Genomic DNA, 16,921 nt, shown 5'->3' on the forward strand with positions numbered 1-16,921 from the left:
CCCGCGCACGGCACCCCCGCCACCAGCACAGGCACGACAACCAGCAGATGAGTGACGAACCCCGCCGGATCCGGCAACAGCAACGCCGCCCCCGCCGACGCCGCCACCGGCACCCCGACCATCACCCCCAGCCCCCGCCACCGCCCCGCGAACACGAAGAGCAACGCCACCGGCGCCAGCAACGGCTTCAACGCGACCGCCGCCCCGATCACCGCCCCGGCCGCCACCCACCGCCCCCGTCCCGCCAGCAACAGCCCCAGCGGCAGTGCGAGCGCGGCCGTGGCCGTGGCCGTCCAGTTCCCCAGCAGCACAAGGTGAGCGAACGGCGCGAACCCCACCGCGAGCCCGATCAGCCCGAGCGCCGCGAAACGGCTGCGCAACGCGACACCGTGCAGGCGCAGGGCGCACACCCAGCCCCCCACCAGACACCCGACGACCCCCACCGGCACCAGCACACCCAGCGCATCCCGCGCAATCAGCACCTGCGGGACCGTCGCCAGCACCGCACTCGGCAAATAGAGGAAGTGGGAGTCGTCATACGGCGACCCCCGGCCAGCCAGACCCGCGCCGCCCGCACGACGTTGGCGTTGTCCATCCCTCCGTCCGAGGTCACACGAGCCGTACGCACCACAAGTGCCGTCAGCACGGCCCCGAGCACCACCCACAGATGCCACGTCGCCCGTCGTACCAACCACCCGGAGATGTCGCTTTTGTGCTCGCTCACCGTCTGAACGCTAGGGGCGCTTGGGCCTCTTGGGGCGGAGCGGCACACCCGCGACCCGTCTAAGATGCGCCCCATGAGCTATGGGCAGCAGGGGGGACCCCAGTCCCAATGGGATCCCTGGAAACCGCATTCCCAGCAGCCGTGGAACGGCGGCGGCGCCGACCAGACCCCGGACTGGGCCGCGCTCGCCGAGGCCTCCGAGTCGCGCAACAAGCGGCGCCGGCTGCTGTTCGTCGGCGGCGGCGCGCTCGCGACCATCGCGGTCGGTACCGCCGTCGCCGTGGCCGTGGTGTCAGCGAACGACAACCCCTCCTCGAACCAACCGGCTTCGGGCCTGTCCGGTGCGGGGAACCTGCCGGGCTCCACCACCCAGGCCCCGTCGTTCGAGCCGACGAGCGCTCCGCCGCCGCTGGACCCGAAGGACTTCATCTCCAGCAAGAGCAAGGACACCTCCCCCCTCGGCGCGCAGATCCTCTTCCCGGGCACGCAGTACACCGTGGGCGAGACGGTGTACAAGAAGGGCCCGACGGACGACACGAAGAGCTGCTCCGCGGCCGCCAAGGGCGGACTCCCGAAGATCCTCACCGACAACGACTGCACCCGCCTCCTGCGTGTCTCCTACGTCCAGGGCGGCATCGCGGTGACCGTCGGCGTGGCCGTCTTCGACACCGAGGCACAGGCCACCAAGGCCGCCGCCAAGGTCGACCCCCAGAAGGACTTCCTCAGGTCGCTCTCCGGCAAGGGCGTCAAGGGCTTCTGCAACTCCACCGTCTGTCTGATGTCCGCCAACTCCTACGGCCGTTATGCCTACTTCACCATCACCGGCTTCACCAGCGGCAAGGACGTGACGGACAAGGACACGGAGGTCTACAAGGCCAGCAACAACCTGAACAGCCTCACGTACGACCGGATTCACAAGCGGGGCGAGGCCCAGGCGTCGGCGGCGGCCAACGAGTAGTGGCGGACGACCGAGTAGACGGGGAAGAGGTGGCGTTGGGGCGCGGTTGGATGGATTTCCGCCCGCCGCCGCAGCTCATCCGTACGCCCCCACTTTCACCGGTGCTTGAGCCGCAACCGGATCGGCACGACCGCCGACTCCAGCTGCGTCCTCAGTGTCATCTTGGACACACCCTCCGTCCGCTCCTCGAAGCGGATCGGGATCTCCACGGCGCTGTGCCCGGCCCGCACGGCCTTGTACTTCAGCTCGACCTGGAAGCTGTAGCCCGCGCTGTCCAGCGTGGCCAGGTCGATGTCCCGCAGGGTCGCCGCCGACCACAGATTGAAGCCGGCCGTGATGTCCCGGATCTTCGTTCCGAGCACGGCACGGGCGTACCGGTTGGCGAACCGGGACAGCAGAACGCGGTGCATCCCCCAGTCCTCGTCGAGGGAGCCGCCCTCGACGTACCGGCTGCCGACCACCAGGCCCACCCCCGAGGCCACCGCCGTTCCCAGCATCCGCGGCACAGCCTCCGCCGGGTGGCTGCCGTCGGCGTCCATCTGGACGACGTACGCGGCGCCCTCCTCGAGCGCGGCGCTCATGCCCGCGACGTACGCCCGCCCCAACCCGTCCTTCTCGGTCCGGTGCAGCACGCTCATCCGGCGCCGCCCGTCCCAGTTGTACTTCTCGGCCAGCTCCTCGGCGAGCCGCCCGGTGCCGTCCGGGCTGGAGTCGTCGACGATCTTCAGGTGCAGCCCGTCGATCGGCAGGCCGAGCACCAGCTCGGCCATCCGCGGCAGGTTCGCGGCCTCGTTGTAGGTCGGCATGACCACGGTGACCGGCACACCAGGGTGTCTGTCGAGTTCCGTCATGGCTTTCTCTTTCCCTCCCCTAGGAGCCCCTACCGGGGCCCCTCCCCAACGGGCGCGGGCCTCCCCAGCGCCCGGAACTGCCAGCCCGCCGCGGCCCAGCGGTCCGCGTCGAGCACCCCCCGCCCGTCCACGATCCGCGGACGGGAAACCAGCGACCGGGCCCGCTCCGGGTCGATCTCCCGGAACTGCGGCCACTCGGTCAGATGCAGCACGAGATCGGCGCCCCCCAGCGCCTCCTCGGCCGACAGCGCATAGCCGAGGAGCGGGAACGCCTTGCGGGCGTTGTCCATCGCCTCGGGGTCGTAGACCGTGACGTCGGCGCCGTCGAGGCGCAGCCGGGCGGCGACGTTGAGCGCCGGCGAGTCACGGATGTCGTCGGAGTCGGGCTTGAAGGCGGCCCCGAGCACGGCGATCCGGGCCCCCAGCACCGATCCCCCGCACAGCTCCCGCGCCAGTTCGACAACCTTGTCGCGGCGCCGCATGTTGATCGCGTCGACCTCGCGCAGGAAGGCCAGCGAGACGCCCAGCTCGTCGGCGCGGTGCGCGAACGCGCGGATGTCCTTGGGCAGGCAGCCCCCGCCGAAGCCGACGCCGGCCCGCAGGAACTTGCGGCCGATCCGGTCGTCGTACCCGATCGCCTCGGCGAGCACGCCGACGTCGCCGCCCGCGGCCTCGCAGACCTCCGCCATCGCGTTGATGAAGGAGATCTTGGTGGCGAGGAAGGCGTTGGCGGCCGTCTTGACCAGCTCGGCGGTCGGGAAGTCGGCGGTGACGAGCGGAGTGCCGGCGGCGAGGACGGGGGCGTACACGGTGCGCAGAATCGTTTCGGCACGCTCCGACCGCACCCCGAACACCAGCCGGTCCGGCCGCAGCGTGTCCTCGACCGCGAACCCCTCCCGCAGGAACTCCGGGTTCCACGCGACCTCGGCCTCGGCATGCGCCTCGGCGAGCCTTTCCGCCGTCCCCACCGGCACGGTCGACTTGCCGACCAGCAGCGCGTCGGGCCCGGCGTGCTCGGCGATGGCCGCGAAGGCCGAGTCGACGTACGTCAGGTCCGCCCCCTCGGAGCCCTTGAGCTGCGGCGTACCGACACACACGAAGTGCACGTCGCCGAAGGCCCCGGCCTCCTCGTAGGAGGTGGTGAAGCGGAGTCGGCCGCTCGCCGTGTGCTTCGCTATCAGCTCGGGCAGCCCGGGCTCGTGGAACGGCACCCGGCCCGCCCGCAGCGCGGCGACCTTGTCCGGGTCGACGTCGACCCCGAGGACCTCGTGGCCGAGTTCCGCCATACAGGCGGCGTGGGTGGCACCGAGGTAGCCGGTGCCGATGACGGTGAGCCGCATCAGTACGGCCTTTCTTGCTTCAGAGGGAGCTCAGGAGGTCTTGATCCAGATGCGGTACTCGCTCGTGCCGTTCGCGTTGCGGAACGGGATCTCGGCCAGCAGCCGGTAGTGCGAGTTGCCCTTCACCGCGGCGGCGATGATGTCGTCCACCCTCGGGTTGGTGAGCCCGTCGAGGACGATCAGGTCGAAGTCGCCGTCCTTGACCGCCGCCTTGTAGGCCTCGTCACCGCTGTAGTACTTGCCCTTCTCGTCCTTGTACTCCATGCCGAAGAGGCTGTGCCACTGACCGTGGCTGGACTTGTCGTACAAGTAGTAGACGGGCACCTCGGGCGTCGAGGCGAGGTAGTTGCCCTTGCGGTCCACATGGGGCTCGATGGCGTTGATCATCTTGGTGGAGTTGGGCCAGATGTCGAAGCGCCAGTCCGCCTGCTGGATGCCCAGGCACAGCACCGCCGTCCAGAGCATGATGCCGAGCTGCGGATAGCGGAAGTGCGCACCCACCAGGCGGGTCACTCCCACACCGGCCATCGGCGCGGCGAAGAGCAGACCGAAGCCGACGTGCTTGAACAGCGAGACGACGGTGCCCAGATGGATCTGGTACGCCGGTGCCAGTACGGCCGTGCCGCACAGCACCAGGCCGAGCAGGGCCCGCCAGCGCCAGCCGGGGTTGCCGAGGTGCAGGGCCAGCGGCGACTCGTTCATACGGCTGCGCCGGACGTACGAGATCGCGCCGCCGACGGCCGCCAGGAACATCAGCCCGCCCCACTTGACGGTCTGCTCCAGCAGGAACTCGGTGGTGTCGGTGCCATGGGTACGGTCGGTGGTGGTCTGCCGCACACCGGCCATCAGGTCGGTGGTGTACACCCCGGCGGCGAGCAGACCGCCCATGCCGAGCCCGAGCAGCACCATCCGCGCGAACGCCTTGCCGCCCTTGTGCGGCCACGCGGTGAGCAGCGCGAGCACGACGATGGTCGGCAGGTACAGCGCGGACGCGTACTTGACCCCGACCGCCAGCACCCCGACCGGTGCGGCGAGCAGCACGGCGATCACGGGCGCCCGGTCGGTGCGCACGACGATCCAGGTGGTCAGGGCCAGCAGGAACACCGCGGCCGCGTCGTACGTGGCGAAGTAGCCCATGACGACGGTCGACTGGAGCACCGCGAAGAGCGCGGCGCCCGCCAGCGCGGCCCGCTCGTTGAACAGGCGCCGCGTGAACGAGTACAGCAGCCCGGTCGTGCAGAGCATGAAGAACAGGCTCAAGGTCCGCGCCCCGGCGAGCCCGAACTTCGCGTCCACGATCGCGGCGAGCAGCGGGTAGAGCTGCGGCGAGCCGGAGAAGTACGCGGCGTAGTCGCGGGGCATCTCGGTGCCGTGGAGCAGGTGGTCCAGCTCGGCGTGGCCGGCCGCCAGGTACAGCGCCTCGTCCTGGAACGCGGTGTTGGACAGCCGCAGCGACAACGCCGCCTGGATGGCCAGGATGCACAGCAGCACGGCCCGGCTGACCCAGGCCCGCCGCCTGCTCGCCGCCATCTCCCAGCCGGCTTCCGGCGTTTCGGGGATGTGGTACCCGGGCTCGTCCGGCACCTGCTGGTACCGGACCGTGCGCAGGGCGTAGGTCGGCTGGTCGTCGTGCATCCCCTGCGGCTGCTGGGGGACGGCTGCCGTGTACGGCGGCTGCTGCTGTTCGTAGGCCTGGTACTGGTCGTCGTACGCATAACCCTGCTGAGAGGGGCGCTGACCGTTGGAGTTGAACCAGGTGGAGGCGTTCTCCTCCTCGGCGTACGGATCGTAGGGCTGAGGTGTGTAGTGATCGTGTCGGGAGGTCATCACGGCTTCCGTACGTCGAAGCCGAAGCTGTCGTCGGCGGCCAGGCGCTTGAACTCCTTCAGCGCCAGCGGGCTCGCCTCCAATCGCCAGTCGGCACGCTTTTTGTGGTTGAACCAGACGAAACCGAGCATGTCGTCGTCCGCCGTGACGCCCGCGAACAGGTTGCGGATGTCGGCACGCCGCCGCTCACCCGCCATCGCGGCGGTCTCCAGCAGGATCATCGGCTTCTTGGTGAAGGTGCGGACCTGGTCCCGGGTCGCCCCGAAGACGCTGTCGAAGGCGCCGTCCTCCTCGATCGTCCAGTAGCCGATCAGCCCGACCCAGTCGACATAGGCGTCGCCCGGGTAGTACGGCTTGAGCTTGACGCTCTTGACCGGGTTGACGATGTTGGGCGACCAGGCCCAGATGACGTTCGAGGCGCCGACGTCGATGAAGGTCTCGTGGACGTGCCGCCAGGCGGCCACGTAGTCCGCGGGAGTCACGTTCTTCGTGCCCCACTTCTCCCAGTGCCCGTTGAACTCATCGGCGAAGGAGATCACGACGGGCAGGTTCAGCTTCCGGACGGCGGTGGCGTACTCCTTGATGTACGCGTCCGACTTCCCTGCCGCGATGTCGGCGACCGGCGTGTCGAAGGGCTCCCACGACATCAGCGTCATGGCGCCCTCACGCCAGGCGTTGCGCACCCCGCTGGCGTCGAAGCCGTCGCCCCAGGCGGCGTAGTACTCGATGAGGTTCGGCTGCTTGCCGACCATCTTCGTGTACGTGTCGATGGCCGCCATGGAGTTGGGCGCGCCGTCGACGGCGGCCCCGAAGTACTTCTTGCCCGGCTTCAGCAGGGGTACGACGTCGTAGGGGACGTCGGCCTCGGGACTCGCCGAGGAGTCCGCCCCGGCCTCGGCCTCCCCCGCACCGGCCGAGGCGGAGCCGCCCGAGTCCTCGCCGAGGACCGAGCAGCCCGTGAGGGCGAGCGCGCCGGCGAGCAGGCAGGCCGTCAGAGCCGTACGGGCACGGGTGAACGTCCGCATCAGGCAGCCACCTCCTTCTCGCGCGGCTGCACCAGGACCCGGCCCACGACCAGGGCGTAGAAGAGCCCGGAGGACAGGATCAGGGCGAAGTCCGGGGCGTCCATGGTGAACGTCCGGTAGACCGCTCCCAGGACCCAGATCAGCGCGGTGCCGCCGCTCCAGACCCACATGCCGATCCAGAAGCGCCGGGTCTTGTTCTTCTTGGCACCGGAGGAGCCGGTCGGCTGCCAGCCCATGCGGTTCTTGCGCAGGATGTCCCAGATGGCGAAGACGTGGGCCCAGCCGTACATCAGGCGGGCCGCCCAGGCCTCCAGGCGGTAGGGCGCCTTGTGCCACATCGGGAAGACGATCGTGGTGTAGATGATGCTGGGCAGCACCAGGGCCAGGTGCTCGACCATCAGCTTCTCCGGCATCATCAGCAGCAGCACGATCGGGATGACCGGGGCGGCGAAGGTGAACAGCGCCGTGTGGATGTAGTAGAAGAAGCCGGACATGTAGCACAGGCGGCTGGAGAACCTGATCTTCGCCTGCCAGAACTTACGGCTGCCGAGCAGGCTCATCGACCCGGAGCACCAGCGGTACTGCTGGTTGAAGAAGGCGCCGGCCGTGTCCGGGCACACGCCGGTCGACACGGCGACCGGCACATACCGCAGATCCCAGCCGAGCCCCCGCAGATCGAACCCGGTGTGCACGTCCTCGGAGTGTTCGATCAGCGTCGTACCGCCGTTGGTCTCCAGTGCCGCCCGCCGGTACACCGCACAACTGCCCACGCAGATCGCGCCGTCACTGCCCTGCCGCGACACCTGCACGGACCGGTAGAACAGCTCCTGCACCGCACCGGCCCCGCGCTCGATCCAGTTCTGCGAGTCCAGCACCCGGAAGTACTGCGGCGACTGGACGATGCCGATGCGCGGGTCCGCCTCCATGTACGGCAGCAGCTCCTGGAGCAGGTCGGAGCGCGGGGTGAAGTCGGCGTCCAGGATCAGGATGTACTGCCCGTCGGACTGCCCGAACCCGAAGTGCAGGTTGCCCGCCTTCTTGAACCAGCCGCGGTTCTCCCGGGTGCCGTAGCGGAACCCGAAGTCGCGTGCCATGGCGGCGAGTTCGGGACTGGCCCCGTCGTCGAGCACGAACGGAACACACACCCCCGGATACCGGTCGGCCATCTCCCGCACATGCCGCCAGGTGTTGTGCAGCACCTCGATGGGCTCACCGCACACAGGAAGAAAGACATCGACCGTCGGATACACGTCCGGCCGCCAGTTGTGCACGAGCCGCTTGTGGTGCGCGATGTCGAAGTCCCGGGTGAAACCGTTCACCCGCAGCGAGACCAGGTAGTACAGCACCGTGAAGACGAGCAGCGGCGTGTAGATCCACAGCACCGGCGTCGACTGCGCCAGCTTGAACTGGCTCACCACCAGACAGCAGAAGCTGATCAGCGAACTGATCGTCAGAATCCACAGATGCCGTCTGGCGTAGGAGTACTTCTCCTTGTCCGTCGGCGGCAGCGGCAGCAACCCCAAAGGAGCGCCATCACCCCGCCCCGCCTTCCGGCGCCCGCCACCGTTCTCGCGCACGGCGCGGCGCCCCCCGGTCCGCGCAGGACCAACTGAACTCATGAAAGACCCACCCCCGGGCCCGGATACGGCCCGTTGACCCCCACCCTCTGCGCGGCCTTCCCCATGTCGATTTCTCGAACAACGGCCGAGCAGCTCGAACTACCGCCCGAGAGGCGAAAGGTTATACGAGAGGTAAGAAGGCCGTAAGGGGCATCAAGCGGACTTACGCCCGGTAAGTCCCGACATGAGCACTATCCGACCCCAAATGTCAGGTAACTAACAGGTTTCGCATCCGGACGTCCCGGGCAGGGATCGCCTGTTTCGCGCTTCCTTGTTCCGTGCGGCGAGCAACTCGTCCGCGGGGTACCCGACCTCTTCGAGGGTCAGCCCGTGCGGCCGTACGACATGCACGGCGGAGTCCCGGACACCCGCGGCGAGCACCTTGCCGGGCCAGTCGGCGGGCCGGTGCCCGTCTCCGACGAACAACAGCGCCCCGATGAGCGACCGCACCATGTTGTGGCAGAAGGCGTCGGCCCGAACGGTGGCGGTGATGATCCCGTCGTCCTCCCCCCGCACGAGGCTCAGCTCCTGAAGCGTGCGGATGGTGGTGGCCCCCTCCCGCTTCTTGCAGTAGGCGGCGAAGTCATGCTCCCCGAGGAGCTGCCCGGCGGCCTCGTTCATGGCATCGACATCGAGAGGCCAGTCGTGCCAGAGAACGTGATTGCGCAGCAGCGGATCGACCCCGCCGGGATTGTCGGTGACGCGATAGGCATAACGCCGCCAGACAGCGGAGAACCGCGCGTTGAACCCACTGGGCGCCTCCCGCAGGGCCCACACCCGCACGTCCTTGGGCAGCCGCCCGGCGAGCCGCTTGAGCAGCTTCTCGTGGTGCTCGCGCCAGACCGACTCCGGCAGATCGACATGCGCCACCTGCCCCCGCGCATGCACCCCGGCATCGGTACGCCCGGCAACGGTCAACTCGTACGTGGTGCCCCCGGACCGCGTGACGGTCCGCAGAGCATCCTCGATCTCCCCCTGCACGGTCCGCCTACCGCCGGCCTGCTTGGCCCAGCCGTGGAACTCGGTCCCGTCATAGGACAGATCGAGGCGGACACGAACGTAACCGGGTGCTGCTTCATCACTCACGTACAGATCCTCTCAGGTACAAAAAAAGCGGGCCCGCCCCTCGAAAGGAACGGACCCGCAATCGCCCTCAAGGGGCGCGGGGACCTGCGCGAACAACCACGACGGAGCCGCAGCCGCACGACAACAGCCACCCGGCAGACGCTTAGGCGTCCTTCGACTCCTCGGCGGGAGCCTCCGCGGCCTCGTCGGCCTTGGTCGTGTCGACCTTGGCCTCAGCAGCCTCCGCGTCCTTGGCGGCACGCTTCGTCGCGGCCTCGGCCTCACCGGTGGCCTCCTGCGCAACCGTCAGCGCCTCGACCAGCTCGATGACAGCCATGGGCGCGTTGTCGCCACGGCGGTTACCGATCTTGGTGATGCGGGTGTAGCCACCCGGACGGTTCTCGTACCGCGGGCCGATCTCGGTGAAGAGCGTGTGGACGATGCCCTTGTCCGTGATGACCTGGAGCACCTGACGGCGGTTGTGAAGGTCACCCTTCTTCGCCTTGGTGATCAGACGCTCGGCGTACGGCCGCAGACGGCGGGCCTTCGCCTCGGTGGTGGTGATACGGCCGTGCTCGAAGAGGCTCTTCGCCAGGTTCGCGAGGAGCAGCTTCTCGTGCGCGGCACTGCCGCCCAGACGGGCACCCTTGGTGGGCTTCGGCATTGTTCTTCTCCTGTGTGTCTGCCCCGGCCGTATCAGGTACCGGGGTCAGTATCCGAGCGAGCGGGTTTGCTCGTCGGAGACCCCGCGCCCCAAAGGGGCGCGGGGAACTGCGCGACCAGCCACAGCGGGCCCGCAGCCAAGAACCGGCAGTCGGTCCCGAGCTCTTAATACTGCTCGGTCTCGACGAACCCGGCGTCGGCGTCGTCGTCCGCACCAAAGGCGTCCGCCGCGGCCGTGGGGTCGAACCCGGGAGGCGAGTCCTTGAGCGCGAGGCCCATACCCGCCAGCTTCGCCTTGACCTCGTCGATCGACTTCGCACCGAAGTTACGAATGTCGAGCAGGTCGGCCTCGGAACGAGCCACGAGCTCACCCACGGAGTGGATGCCCTCGCGCTTGAGGCAGTTGTACGACCGAACGGTGAGCTCGAGCTCCTCGATCGGCAGAGCAAGGTCCGCGGCAAGCGCAGCGTCCGTCGGGGACGGACCCATGTCGATGCCCTCGGCGTCGATGTTCAGCTCGCGGGCGAGACCGAACAGCTCGACCAGGGTCTTACCGGCGGAGGCCATGGCGTCACGCGGACGCATCGCCTGCTTGGTCTCGACGTCGACGATCAGCTTGTCGAAGTCGGTGCGCTGCTCGACACGCGTGGCCTCGACCTTGTACGTGACCTTCAGAACCGGCGAGTAGATGGAGTCGACCGGGATACGACCGATCTCCTGGCCCACCTGCTTGTTCTGAACAGCCGAGACATAACCACGGCCACGCTCGACCGTGAGCTCCATCTCCAGCTTGCCCTTGCCGTTGAGCGTGGCGAGGACGAGGTCGGGGTTGTGCACCTCGACACCGGCCGGGGGCGCGATGTCGGCGGCGGTGACCAGACCCGGGCCCTGCTTGCGCAGGTACATCACGACGGGCTCGTCGTGCTCCGAGGAGACGACCAGCTGCTTGATGTTGAGGATCAGGTCAGTGACGTCCTCCTTGACGCCCGGCACGGTGGTGAACTCGTGCAGGACACCGTCGATGCGGATGCTGGTGACAGCAGCGCCGGGGATCGACGACAGGAGGGTGCGGCGGAGCGAGTTGCCGAGGGTGTAGCCGAAGCCCGGCTCCAGCGGCTCGATCACGAACCGGGAGCGGAACTCGTCGACGACCTCTTCGGTCAACGAGGGACGCTGAGCGATCAGCATGTGTGGATCAGATCCTTCTTTCGTGGACGCCCGCTATTTGACGCCCGACGGAAACCGCACCCGTGAAAAGTGCGGGTACTGCAAGGGTAAGGGCGATACGGCCCTTTGCAGAGCCGTACCGCCCGAACCCAGAGCCTGCTCGAAGCAGCCGTACGTCAGACGCGACGACGCTTCGGCGGACGGCAGCCGTTGTGCGGGGTCGGGGTGACGTCCTGGATGGAGCCGACCTCGAGGCCCGTGGCCTGCAGGGAGCGGATCGCGGTCTCACGACCCGAACCCGGACCCTTCACGAACACGTCGACCTTGCGCATGCCGTGCTCCTGGGCGCGGCGGGCAGCCGACTCGGCGGCCATCTGCGCGGCGAACGGCGTGGACTTCCGGGAGCCCTTGAAGCCGACGTGGCCGGCGGAGGCCCAGGAGATCACGTTGCCGGACGGGTCCGTGATGGAGACGATCGTGTTGTTGAACGTGCTCTTGATGTGCGCGTGGCCGTGAGCGACGTTCTTCTTTTCCTTGCGGCGCACCTTCTTGGCAGCGCCCTGACGACCCTTGGGGGGCATCTGTACTCCTACGGGAGGTGGTCGGTCCTACAGCGAAGACCGCTGGACGGCGAAGTCCGCTGTGGACTACTTCTTGCCCGGCTTCTTCTTGCCGGCGATGGCGCGACGCGGGCCCTTGCGGGTGCGGGCGTTGGTGCTGGTGCGCTGACCGCGGACGGGCAGCCCACGACGGTGACGCAGACCCTGGTAGCAGCCGATCTCGACCTTGCGGCGGATGTCGGCCTGGATCTCGCGACGGAGGTCACCCTCGGTGCGGATGTTGTTGTCCACGTACTCGCGGATCGCGACGAGCTGCTCCTCGGAGAGGTCGCGAACGCGGGTGTTGGGGTTGACGCCGGTCGCGGCCAGCGTCTGCTGCGAAAGGGTCCGGCCGATGCCGAACACGTAGGTGAGGGCGACCTCCACGCGCTTGTCGCGCGGGATGTCAACACCGGAAACGCGTGCCATTCAATGGCTCCTGGTGATCTTCGGAGGTCTTCCGCAGAACCGACTCCCAGCCGCCGTACCAGGTACGAACTGGGTCCCCGGCCTCCGAACCGGGGGTATCAGGCGCCGAAGCGTCTGGATCCTGCGTATGAACATATTCAGCTCGCGTCGCGCGAAGTCCTGCGAATGCAGAAAGGTGATCGTGCGGTCAGCCCTGGCGCTGCTTGTGGCGCGGGTTCTCGCAAATGACCATGACCCGACCGTGACGGCGGATCACCCTGCACTTGTCGCAGATCTTCTTGACGCTCGGCTTGACCTTCATTGGGTGAGGTTCTCCGGGTCAGTGCCATCGCCACGGGAGGACCCGGGGCGGGGGCAAGATCTACTTGTACCGGTAGACGATCCGGCCACGCGTCAGGTCGTACGGAGACAGCTCCACCACGACCCGGTCGTCAGGGAGGATGCGGATGTAGTGCATACGCATCTTGCCGCTGATGTGTGCCAGGACCTGGTGGCCGTTCTGGAGCTCGACCTTGAACATGGCGTTCGGCAGAGACTCGACGACAGTGCCCTCGATCTCGATGGCACCTTGCTTCTTGGCCACGCTTCGCCCTTCGGAATCGACTACCTTGATCGACCCGTGCACTTTTCCCTTACGGGCGCATGCAGACATGCGGGTACACAAGAGCCGACGAGTCAGTCTACGTCAGCGCACCCGGAAAGACGAATCGAGGGAGTCTGCCCCAGGGGACAGATCGTTAAGCGCGCCCCAAAGGGGCGCGGGGGTGTCTCGATGCGCGGCTCCGCCGCGTGGGCGCGCGACCAGCCCCCACACTCAGCCCAACGGATCCGGCGCAGCAACGATCCCGAGCTCCGCCAGCTTCGCCTTACCCCCGTCGGGAGACGTAAGCACCAGCGGCCCCTCCGCCGTCAACGCGACCGAGTGCTCCCAGTGGGACGACCACGTGCCATCAGTGGTGATGACCGTCCAGTCGTCCGACAGGACCTCCGTCTTCGGCGTGCCCAGGGACACCATCGGCTCGATCGCCAGGCAGAAACCCGGGACCAGCTTCGGCCCCTTCCCCCGCCGCCGGTCGACGTAGTTCAGCAGATGCGGGTCCATGTGCATCTCGGTGCCGATGCCGTGGCCGCCGTAGTCCTCGATGATCCCGTACTTGCCGCCACCCGGCTTCGGCTGCCGGCGGATGTACGTCTCGATGGCCCGCGACACATCGACCAGACGGTTGCCCTGCTTCATCGCCGCGATACCGGCCCACATCGACTCCTCGGTCACCCGGGAGAGCTCGACCAGCTCCGGAGCGTGACCGGAGCCCACGAAGGCGGTGTAGGCGGCGTCGCCGTGCCAGCCGTCGATGACGGCGCCGCAGTCGATGGAGATGATGTCGCCGTCCTTGAGGACGACGTCCTCGGACGGGATGCCGTGGACGACGACGTCGTTCACGGACGTGCAGATCGTTGCGGGGAAGCCGCCGTAGCCGAGGAAGTTCGACTTGGCGCCGTGCTCCGCGAGCACCTTGCGGGCGACCTCGTCCAGATCCTTGGTGCTGGCCCCGGGCACCGCTGCCTCGCGCGTGGCCGCGTGAATGGCGGCGACGACCAGCCCCGCCTCACGCATCTTGGCGATCTGCTCGGGGCTCTTGATCTGCACCATGGGGACGGAGGCCTTTCTCGGACCGGACACGGGGACTGCTTCAACCATAAGGGGGGAGTCGGCACACCCACCCCACACAGCAGCCGCGGCCCCCTCACCGGGAACCGCGGCCTGAGCTGCATACGCGCTGCGAACGCTCCTACTTGCCGTCCTCGTCGCGCTGGAGCGCCTCCATCGCGCGAGCCGTCACCTCTTCGACCTTGCCGAGCGCGGAGATGGTGACCACCAGCCCCTGCGCCTTGTAGTAGTCGATGATCGGCTCGGTCTGCGTGTGGTAGACCTCCAGCCGCTTGCGGACGGTCTCCTCGGAGTCGTCGTCCCGCTGGTACAGCTCGCCGCCGCAGACGTCGCAGACGCCTTCCTGCTTCGGCCGGCTGTACGTGACGTGGAAGACGTGGCTGGAGTCCTTGCGGCAGATGCGCCGCCCGGCGATCCGCTTGACGACCTCCTCCTCGGGGACTTCGAGGTCCAGCACCGCGTCCAGCTTCATGCTCTCGGACTGCAGCATCTCGTCGAGCGCCTCGGCCTGGGACACGTTGCGCGGGAAACCGTCCAGCAGGAAGCCGCCCTCGGCGTCCGGCTTCTCCATGCGGTCCTTGGCCATCCCGATGGTGACCTCGTCCGGCACCAGGTTGCCCGCGTCCATGTAGGACTTCGCGAGTTTCCCGAGCTCCGTCTGCTGGCTGATGTTGGCGCGGAAAAGGTCGCCCGTGGAGATGTGCGGGATCGACAGGTTCTTGGCCAGGAACGCGGCCTGCGTTCCCTTTCCGGCACCCGGCGGCCCGACGAGGACGATTCGCATCAGCGGAGGAACCCTTCGTAATTGCGCTGCTGGAGCTGGCTCTCGATCTGCTTCACCGTCTCGAGACCCACACCCACGATGATCAGGATGCTGGTCCCGCCGAACGGGAAGTTCTGGTTTGCCCCGAAACCAGCCAACGCCATCGTCGGCACGAGAGCGATCAGACCCAAGTACAGCGAGCCCGGCCAAGTGATCCGGTTGAGCACGTAGGAAAGGTACTCAGCGGTCGGTCGGCCAGCCCGGATGCCCGGGATGAAGCCACCATACTTCTTCATGTTGTCCGCGACTTCCTCGGGGTTGAACGAGATGGCCACGTAGAAGAAAGCGAAGAAGATGATCAGGAAGAAGTAGAGGACGATGTGCATCGGGGCGTCCGTCTGCGCCAGGTTCTTTTCGACCCAGACCTTCCAGTCGGCGTTTCCTCCGGAGAACTGCGCGATCAGTGCCGGGATGTACAGCAGCGACGAGGCAAAGATCACAGGAATGATGCCCGCCTGGTTGACCTTCAGCGGAATGTACGTCGACGTACCGCCATAGGACCGACGGCCGATCATGCGCTTCGCGTACTGCACCGGAATACGACGCTGAGCCTGTTCGACGAAGACCACCAGGCCGATCATGACCAGGCCGACGGCGACCACCGTGCCGAACTCGATCCAGCCACCCGCCAGATCGCCCTGCTGCTTGATTGCCCACAGCGCGGACGGGAAGGTCGCGGCGATCGAGATGAACATCAGGATCGACATGCCGTTGCCGATACCGCGGTCGGTGATGAGCTCACCGAGCCACATGACGGTGGCCGTACCGGCGGTCATCGTGATGACCATGACGACGGTGGTGAAGATCGAGCGGTCGGGAACGATCTGGCCGGCCACCTGGCAGTTCGGGAAGAGCGAGCCGCTGCGGGCCGTGGCCACCAGGCCGGTGCCCTGCAGGATGGCGAGCGCCACCGTCAGGTATCGGGTGTATTGCGTGATCTTCGCCGTGCCGGACTGGCCCTCCTTCTTCAGGGCTTCCAGGCGCGGGATCACGACGGTCAGCAGCTGCAGGATGATGCTCGCCGTGATGTACGGCATGATGCCGAGCGCGAAGATCGTGATCTGCAGCAACGCGCCGCCGCTGAACATGTTGACGAGACCGAACAGGCCCTGGTTGGTGCTCGCCTGGTCGATGCAGACCTGGACGGCCCTGTAGTCGACGCCGGGGATCGGGATATGTGTACCGATCCGGTAGATCACGATGATGCCGAGCGTGAAGAGCAGCTTCTTGCGCAGGTCGGGCGTCTTGAACGCCCGGGCGAACGCGGTGAGCACGGTGCCTCCTGCGACCCCCGCGCTACTGCGTCAAGGGTGACGGTCTTGAGGTTCGACTAATAGGAACGACTTAGCTAACGGTCAACTGCCGCTCAGAGTGCCCCACAAGAAGCACTCCGTAAAAGTGGGCAGTGCAGGCCACCATACCGGCGAGACTGCCCCCCTTGGAACGACCAACCGGGGATACCCCATTTGTGGGGTATCCCCGGTCGGGATCGCTCAAGTCATCAAGACGCCTGATGCGTTCAGACGAGCTCGGTGACGGTACCGCCGGCGGCGGTGATCTTCTCCTTGGCGGAGCCGGAGACGGCGTCGACCGTCACCTGCAGCGCCACGGAGATCTCGCCCTGGCCGAGGACCTTGACGAGGCTGTTCTTGCGAACGGCACCCTTGGCGACCAGGCCCTCGACGGTGACCTCGCCACCCTCGGGGTACAGGGACGCCAGCTTGTCGAGGTTCACGACCTGGTACTCGGTCTTGAACGGGTTCTTGAAGCCCTTCAGCTTCGGAAGACGCATGTGGAGGGGCATCTGGCCACCCTCGAAGCGCTCCGGAACCTGGTAACGAGCCTTCGTACCCTTCGTACCACGACCGGCCGTCTTACCCTTCGACGCCTCACCACGACCGACACGGGTCTTGGCGGTCTTGGCGCCCGGGGCGGGACGGAGGTTGTGGATCTTCAGCGGGTTCTGCTCCGCCATGATCAGTCGACCTCCTCGACCGTCACGAGGTGGCGGACGGTGTGCACCATGCCGCGGAACTCGGGGCGGTCCTCCTTGACGACCTGCGTGTTGATGCCCTTGAGACCAAGGGAGCGCAGGGTGTCACGGTGGTTCTGCTTGCTGCCGATGTAGGACTTGACCTGCGTAATCTTGAGCTGCGCCATGA

Annotated in this window: 18 protein-coding genes and 1 pseudogene; 1 reads left to right on the plus strand and 18 read right to left on the minus strand. The window is 67.3% G+C overall.

Annotated elements, in window-relative coordinates:
• Positions 1-799: pseudogene (locus IF78_RS43785) on the minus strand (glycosyltransferase 87 family protein); the annotation flags it as partial.
• On the opposite strand from IF78_RS43785, the gene IF78_RS0122090 reads away from it, so the two are divergent.
• Complete coding sequence (locus tag IF78_RS0122090; protein WP_031477804.1) at positions 798-1,682, plus strand: hypothetical protein; 885 nt, start codon at positions 798-800, stop codon at positions 1,680-1,682. The pseudogene IF78_RS43785 and the gene IF78_RS0122090 overlap by 2 nt on opposite strands.
• Before the next feature lie 95 nt (positions 1,683-1,777).
• On the opposite strand, the gene IF78_RS0122095 is transcribed toward IF78_RS0122090, so the two are convergent.
• The 17 genes from IF78_RS0122095 to rpmD all read right to left on the minus strand — a co-directional run bounded on the left by IF78_RS0122095 (position 1,778) and on the right by rpmD (position 16,919).
• Positions 1,778-2,533 (minus strand): polyprenol monophosphomannose synthase, encoded by a 756-nt coding sequence (locus IF78_RS0122095; protein WP_031477806.1) that lies wholly within the window; start codon positions 2,531-2,533, stop codon positions 1,778-1,780.
• Positions 2,534-2,562: 29 nt separating this feature from the next.
• On the minus strand, positions 2,563-3,873 hold the full coding sequence (locus IF78_RS0122100; RefSeq protein WP_031477807.1) for a UDP-glucose dehydrogenase family protein: 1,311 nt from the start codon (positions 3,871-3,873) through the stop codon (positions 2,563-2,565).
• 30 nt (positions 3,874-3,903) lie between these two features.
• Positions 3,904-5,700 carry an ArnT family glycosyltransferase gene (locus tag IF78_RS0122105; RefSeq protein WP_031477808.1) on the minus strand — a complete coding sequence of 599 codons (1,797 nt, stop codon included), beginning with the start codon at positions 5,698-5,700 and terminating at the stop codon, positions 3,904-3,906.
• Positions 5,700-6,725: a glycoside hydrolase family 26 protein gene (locus IF78_RS0122110; protein ID WP_031477809.1), complete on the minus strand. Its 1,026-nt coding sequence runs from the start codon at positions 6,723-6,725 to the stop codon at positions 5,700-5,702. The genes IF78_RS0122105 and IF78_RS0122110 overlap by 1 nt, the downstream gene beginning before the upstream one ends.
• Complete coding sequence (locus IF78_RS0122115) at positions 6,725-8,143, minus strand: glycosyltransferase family 2 protein (protein WP_031477810.1); 1,419 nt, start codon at positions 8,141-8,143, stop codon at positions 6,725-6,727. Before IF78_RS0122115 ends, IF78_RS0122110 begins: the two co-directional genes overlap by 1 nt.
• A gap of 417 nt (positions 8,144-8,560) precedes the next feature.
• Positions 8,561-9,430, minus strand: coding sequence for a tRNA pseudouridine(38-40) synthase TruA (gene truA / locus IF78_RS0122120; RefSeq protein WP_031477812.1), 870 nt, complete (start codon positions 9,428-9,430; stop codon positions 8,561-8,563).
• 142 nt (positions 9,431-9,572) lie between these two features.
• Positions 9,573-10,073 (minus strand): 50S ribosomal protein L17, encoded by a 501-nt coding sequence (rplQ, locus tag IF78_RS0122125; protein WP_031477814.1) that lies wholly within the window; start codon positions 10,071-10,073, stop codon positions 9,573-9,575.
• Between the two features lie 164 nt (positions 10,074-10,237).
• The gene (locus IF78_RS0122130; protein WP_003966937.1) at positions 10,238-11,260 is read right to left on the minus strand and encodes a DNA-directed RNA polymerase subunit alpha; all 1,023 of its coding nucleotides are present in this window, start codon (positions 11,258-11,260) and stop codon (positions 10,238-10,240) included.
• Between the two features lie 155 nt (positions 11,261-11,415).
• Positions 11,416-11,820, minus strand: a complete 405-nt coding sequence (gene rpsK, locus IF78_RS0122135; RefSeq protein WP_003956432.1) for a 30S ribosomal protein S11 — start codon at positions 11,818-11,820, stop codon at positions 11,416-11,418.
• A gap of 66 nt (positions 11,821-11,886) precedes the next feature.
• Positions 11,887-12,267, minus strand: a complete 381-nt coding sequence (gene rpsM, locus IF78_RS0122140; RefSeq protein WP_031477819.1) for a 30S ribosomal protein S13 — start codon at positions 12,265-12,267, stop codon at positions 11,887-11,889.
• Between the two features lie 187 nt (positions 12,268-12,454).
• Positions 12,455-12,568 (minus strand): 50S ribosomal protein L36, encoded by a 114-nt coding sequence (gene rpmJ, locus IF78_RS0122145; protein WP_003998809.1) that lies wholly within the window; start codon positions 12,566-12,568, stop codon positions 12,455-12,457.
• A gap of 60 nt (positions 12,569-12,628) precedes the next feature.
• Positions 12,629-12,850 carry a translation initiation factor IF-1 gene (infA, locus tag IF78_RS0122150; protein ID WP_003948620.1) on the minus strand — a complete coding sequence of 74 codons (222 nt, stop codon included), beginning with the start codon at positions 12,848-12,850 and terminating at the stop codon, positions 12,629-12,631.
• Positions 12,851-13,081: 231 nt separating this feature from the next.
• The gene (map, locus tag IF78_RS0122155; RefSeq protein ID WP_031477822.1) at positions 13,082-13,918 is read right to left on the minus strand and encodes a type I methionyl aminopeptidase; all 837 of its coding nucleotides are present in this window, start codon (positions 13,916-13,918) and stop codon (positions 13,082-13,084) included.
• A gap of 139 nt (positions 13,919-14,057) precedes the next feature.
• A complete protein-coding gene (locus IF78_RS0122160) occupies positions 14,058-14,720 on the minus strand; it encodes an adenylate kinase (protein WP_031477823.1) in 663 nt (220 codons plus the stop codon).
• On the minus strand, positions 14,720-16,033 hold the full coding sequence (secY, locus tag IF78_RS0122165) for a preprotein translocase subunit SecY (RefSeq protein WP_031477824.1): 1,314 nt from the start codon (positions 16,031-16,033) through the stop codon (positions 14,720-14,722). The genes IF78_RS0122160 and secY overlap by 1 nt, the downstream gene beginning before the upstream one ends.
• A gap of 245 nt (positions 16,034-16,278) precedes the next feature.
• Positions 16,279-16,734 (minus strand): 50S ribosomal protein L15, encoded by a 456-nt coding sequence (gene rplO / locus IF78_RS0122170; protein WP_031477826.1) that lies wholly within the window; start codon positions 16,732-16,734, stop codon positions 16,279-16,281.
• Between the two features lie 2 nt (positions 16,735-16,736).
• Positions 16,737-16,919 (minus strand): 50S ribosomal protein L30, encoded by a 183-nt coding sequence (gene rpmD / locus IF78_RS0122175; RefSeq protein ID WP_003974250.1) that lies wholly within the window; start codon positions 16,917-16,919, stop codon positions 16,737-16,739.
• Positions 16,920-16,921 lie beyond the last annotated feature (2 nt).

It is taken from the genome of Streptomyces bicolor, from assembly GCF_000719285.1.
GTDB classification, from domain to species: Bacteria; Actinomycetota; Actinomycetes; order Streptomycetales; family Streptomycetaceae; genus Streptomyces; species Streptomyces bicolor.

What these genes read in the sequence shown, in the direction of transcription:
- IF78_RS0122130 (WP_003966937.1), bottom strand. Translation starts at nt 11,260, where the DNA reads ATGCTGATCGCTCAGCGTCCCTCGTTGACCGAAGAGGTCGTCGACGAG.
- IF78_RS0122100 (WP_031477807.1), bottom strand. Translation starts at nt 3,873, where the DNA reads ATGCGGCTCACCGTCATCGGCACCGGCTACCTCGGTGCCACCCACGCC.
- map (WP_031477822.1), bottom strand. Translation starts at nt 13,918, where the DNA reads ATGGTGCAGATCAAGAGCCCCGAGCAGATCGCCAAGATGCGTGAGGCG.
- rpsM (WP_031477819.1), bottom strand. Translation starts at nt 12,267, where the DNA reads ATGGCACGCGTTTCCGGTGTTGACATCCCGCGCGACAAGCGCGTGGAG.
- IF78_RS0122090 (WP_031477804.1), top strand. Translation starts at nt 798, where the DNA reads ATGAGCTATGGGCAGCAGGGGGGACCCCAGTCCCAATGGGATCCCTGG.
- IF78_RS0122105 (WP_031477808.1), bottom strand. Translation starts at nt 5,700, where the DNA reads ATGACCTCCCGACACGATCACTACACACCTCAGCCCTACGATCCGTAC.
- IF78_RS0122095 (WP_031477806.1), bottom strand. Translation starts at nt 2,533, where the DNA reads ATGACGGAACTCGACAGACACCCTGGTGTGCCGGTCACCGTGGTCATG.
- rplQ (WP_031477814.1), bottom strand. Translation starts at nt 10,073, where the DNA reads ATGCCGAAGCCCACCAAGGGTGCCCGTCTGGGCGGCAGTGCCGCGCAC.
- rpsK (WP_003956432.1), bottom strand. Translation starts at nt 11,820, where the DNA reads ATGCCCCCCAAGGGTCGTCAGGGCGCTGCCAAGAAGGTGCGCCGCAAG.
- rplO (WP_031477826.1), bottom strand. Translation starts at nt 16,734, where the DNA reads ATGGCGGAGCAGAACCCGCTGAAGATCCACAACCTCCGTCCCGCCCCG.
- IF78_RS0122160 (WP_031477823.1), bottom strand. Translation starts at nt 14,720, where the DNA reads ATGCGAATCGTCCTCGTCGGGCCGCCGGGTGCCGGAAAGGGAACGCAG.
- rpmD (WP_003974250.1), bottom strand. Translation starts at nt 16,919, where the DNA reads ATGGCGCAGCTCAAGATTACGCAGGTCAAGTCCTACATCGGCAGCAAG.
- IF78_RS0122110 (WP_031477809.1), bottom strand. Translation starts at nt 6,725, where the DNA reads ATGCGGACGTTCACCCGTGCCCGTACGGCTCTGACGGCCTGCCTGCTC.
- rpmJ (WP_003998809.1), bottom strand. Translation starts at nt 12,568, where the DNA reads ATGAAGGTCAAGCCGAGCGTCAAGAAGATCTGCGACAAGTGCAGGGTG.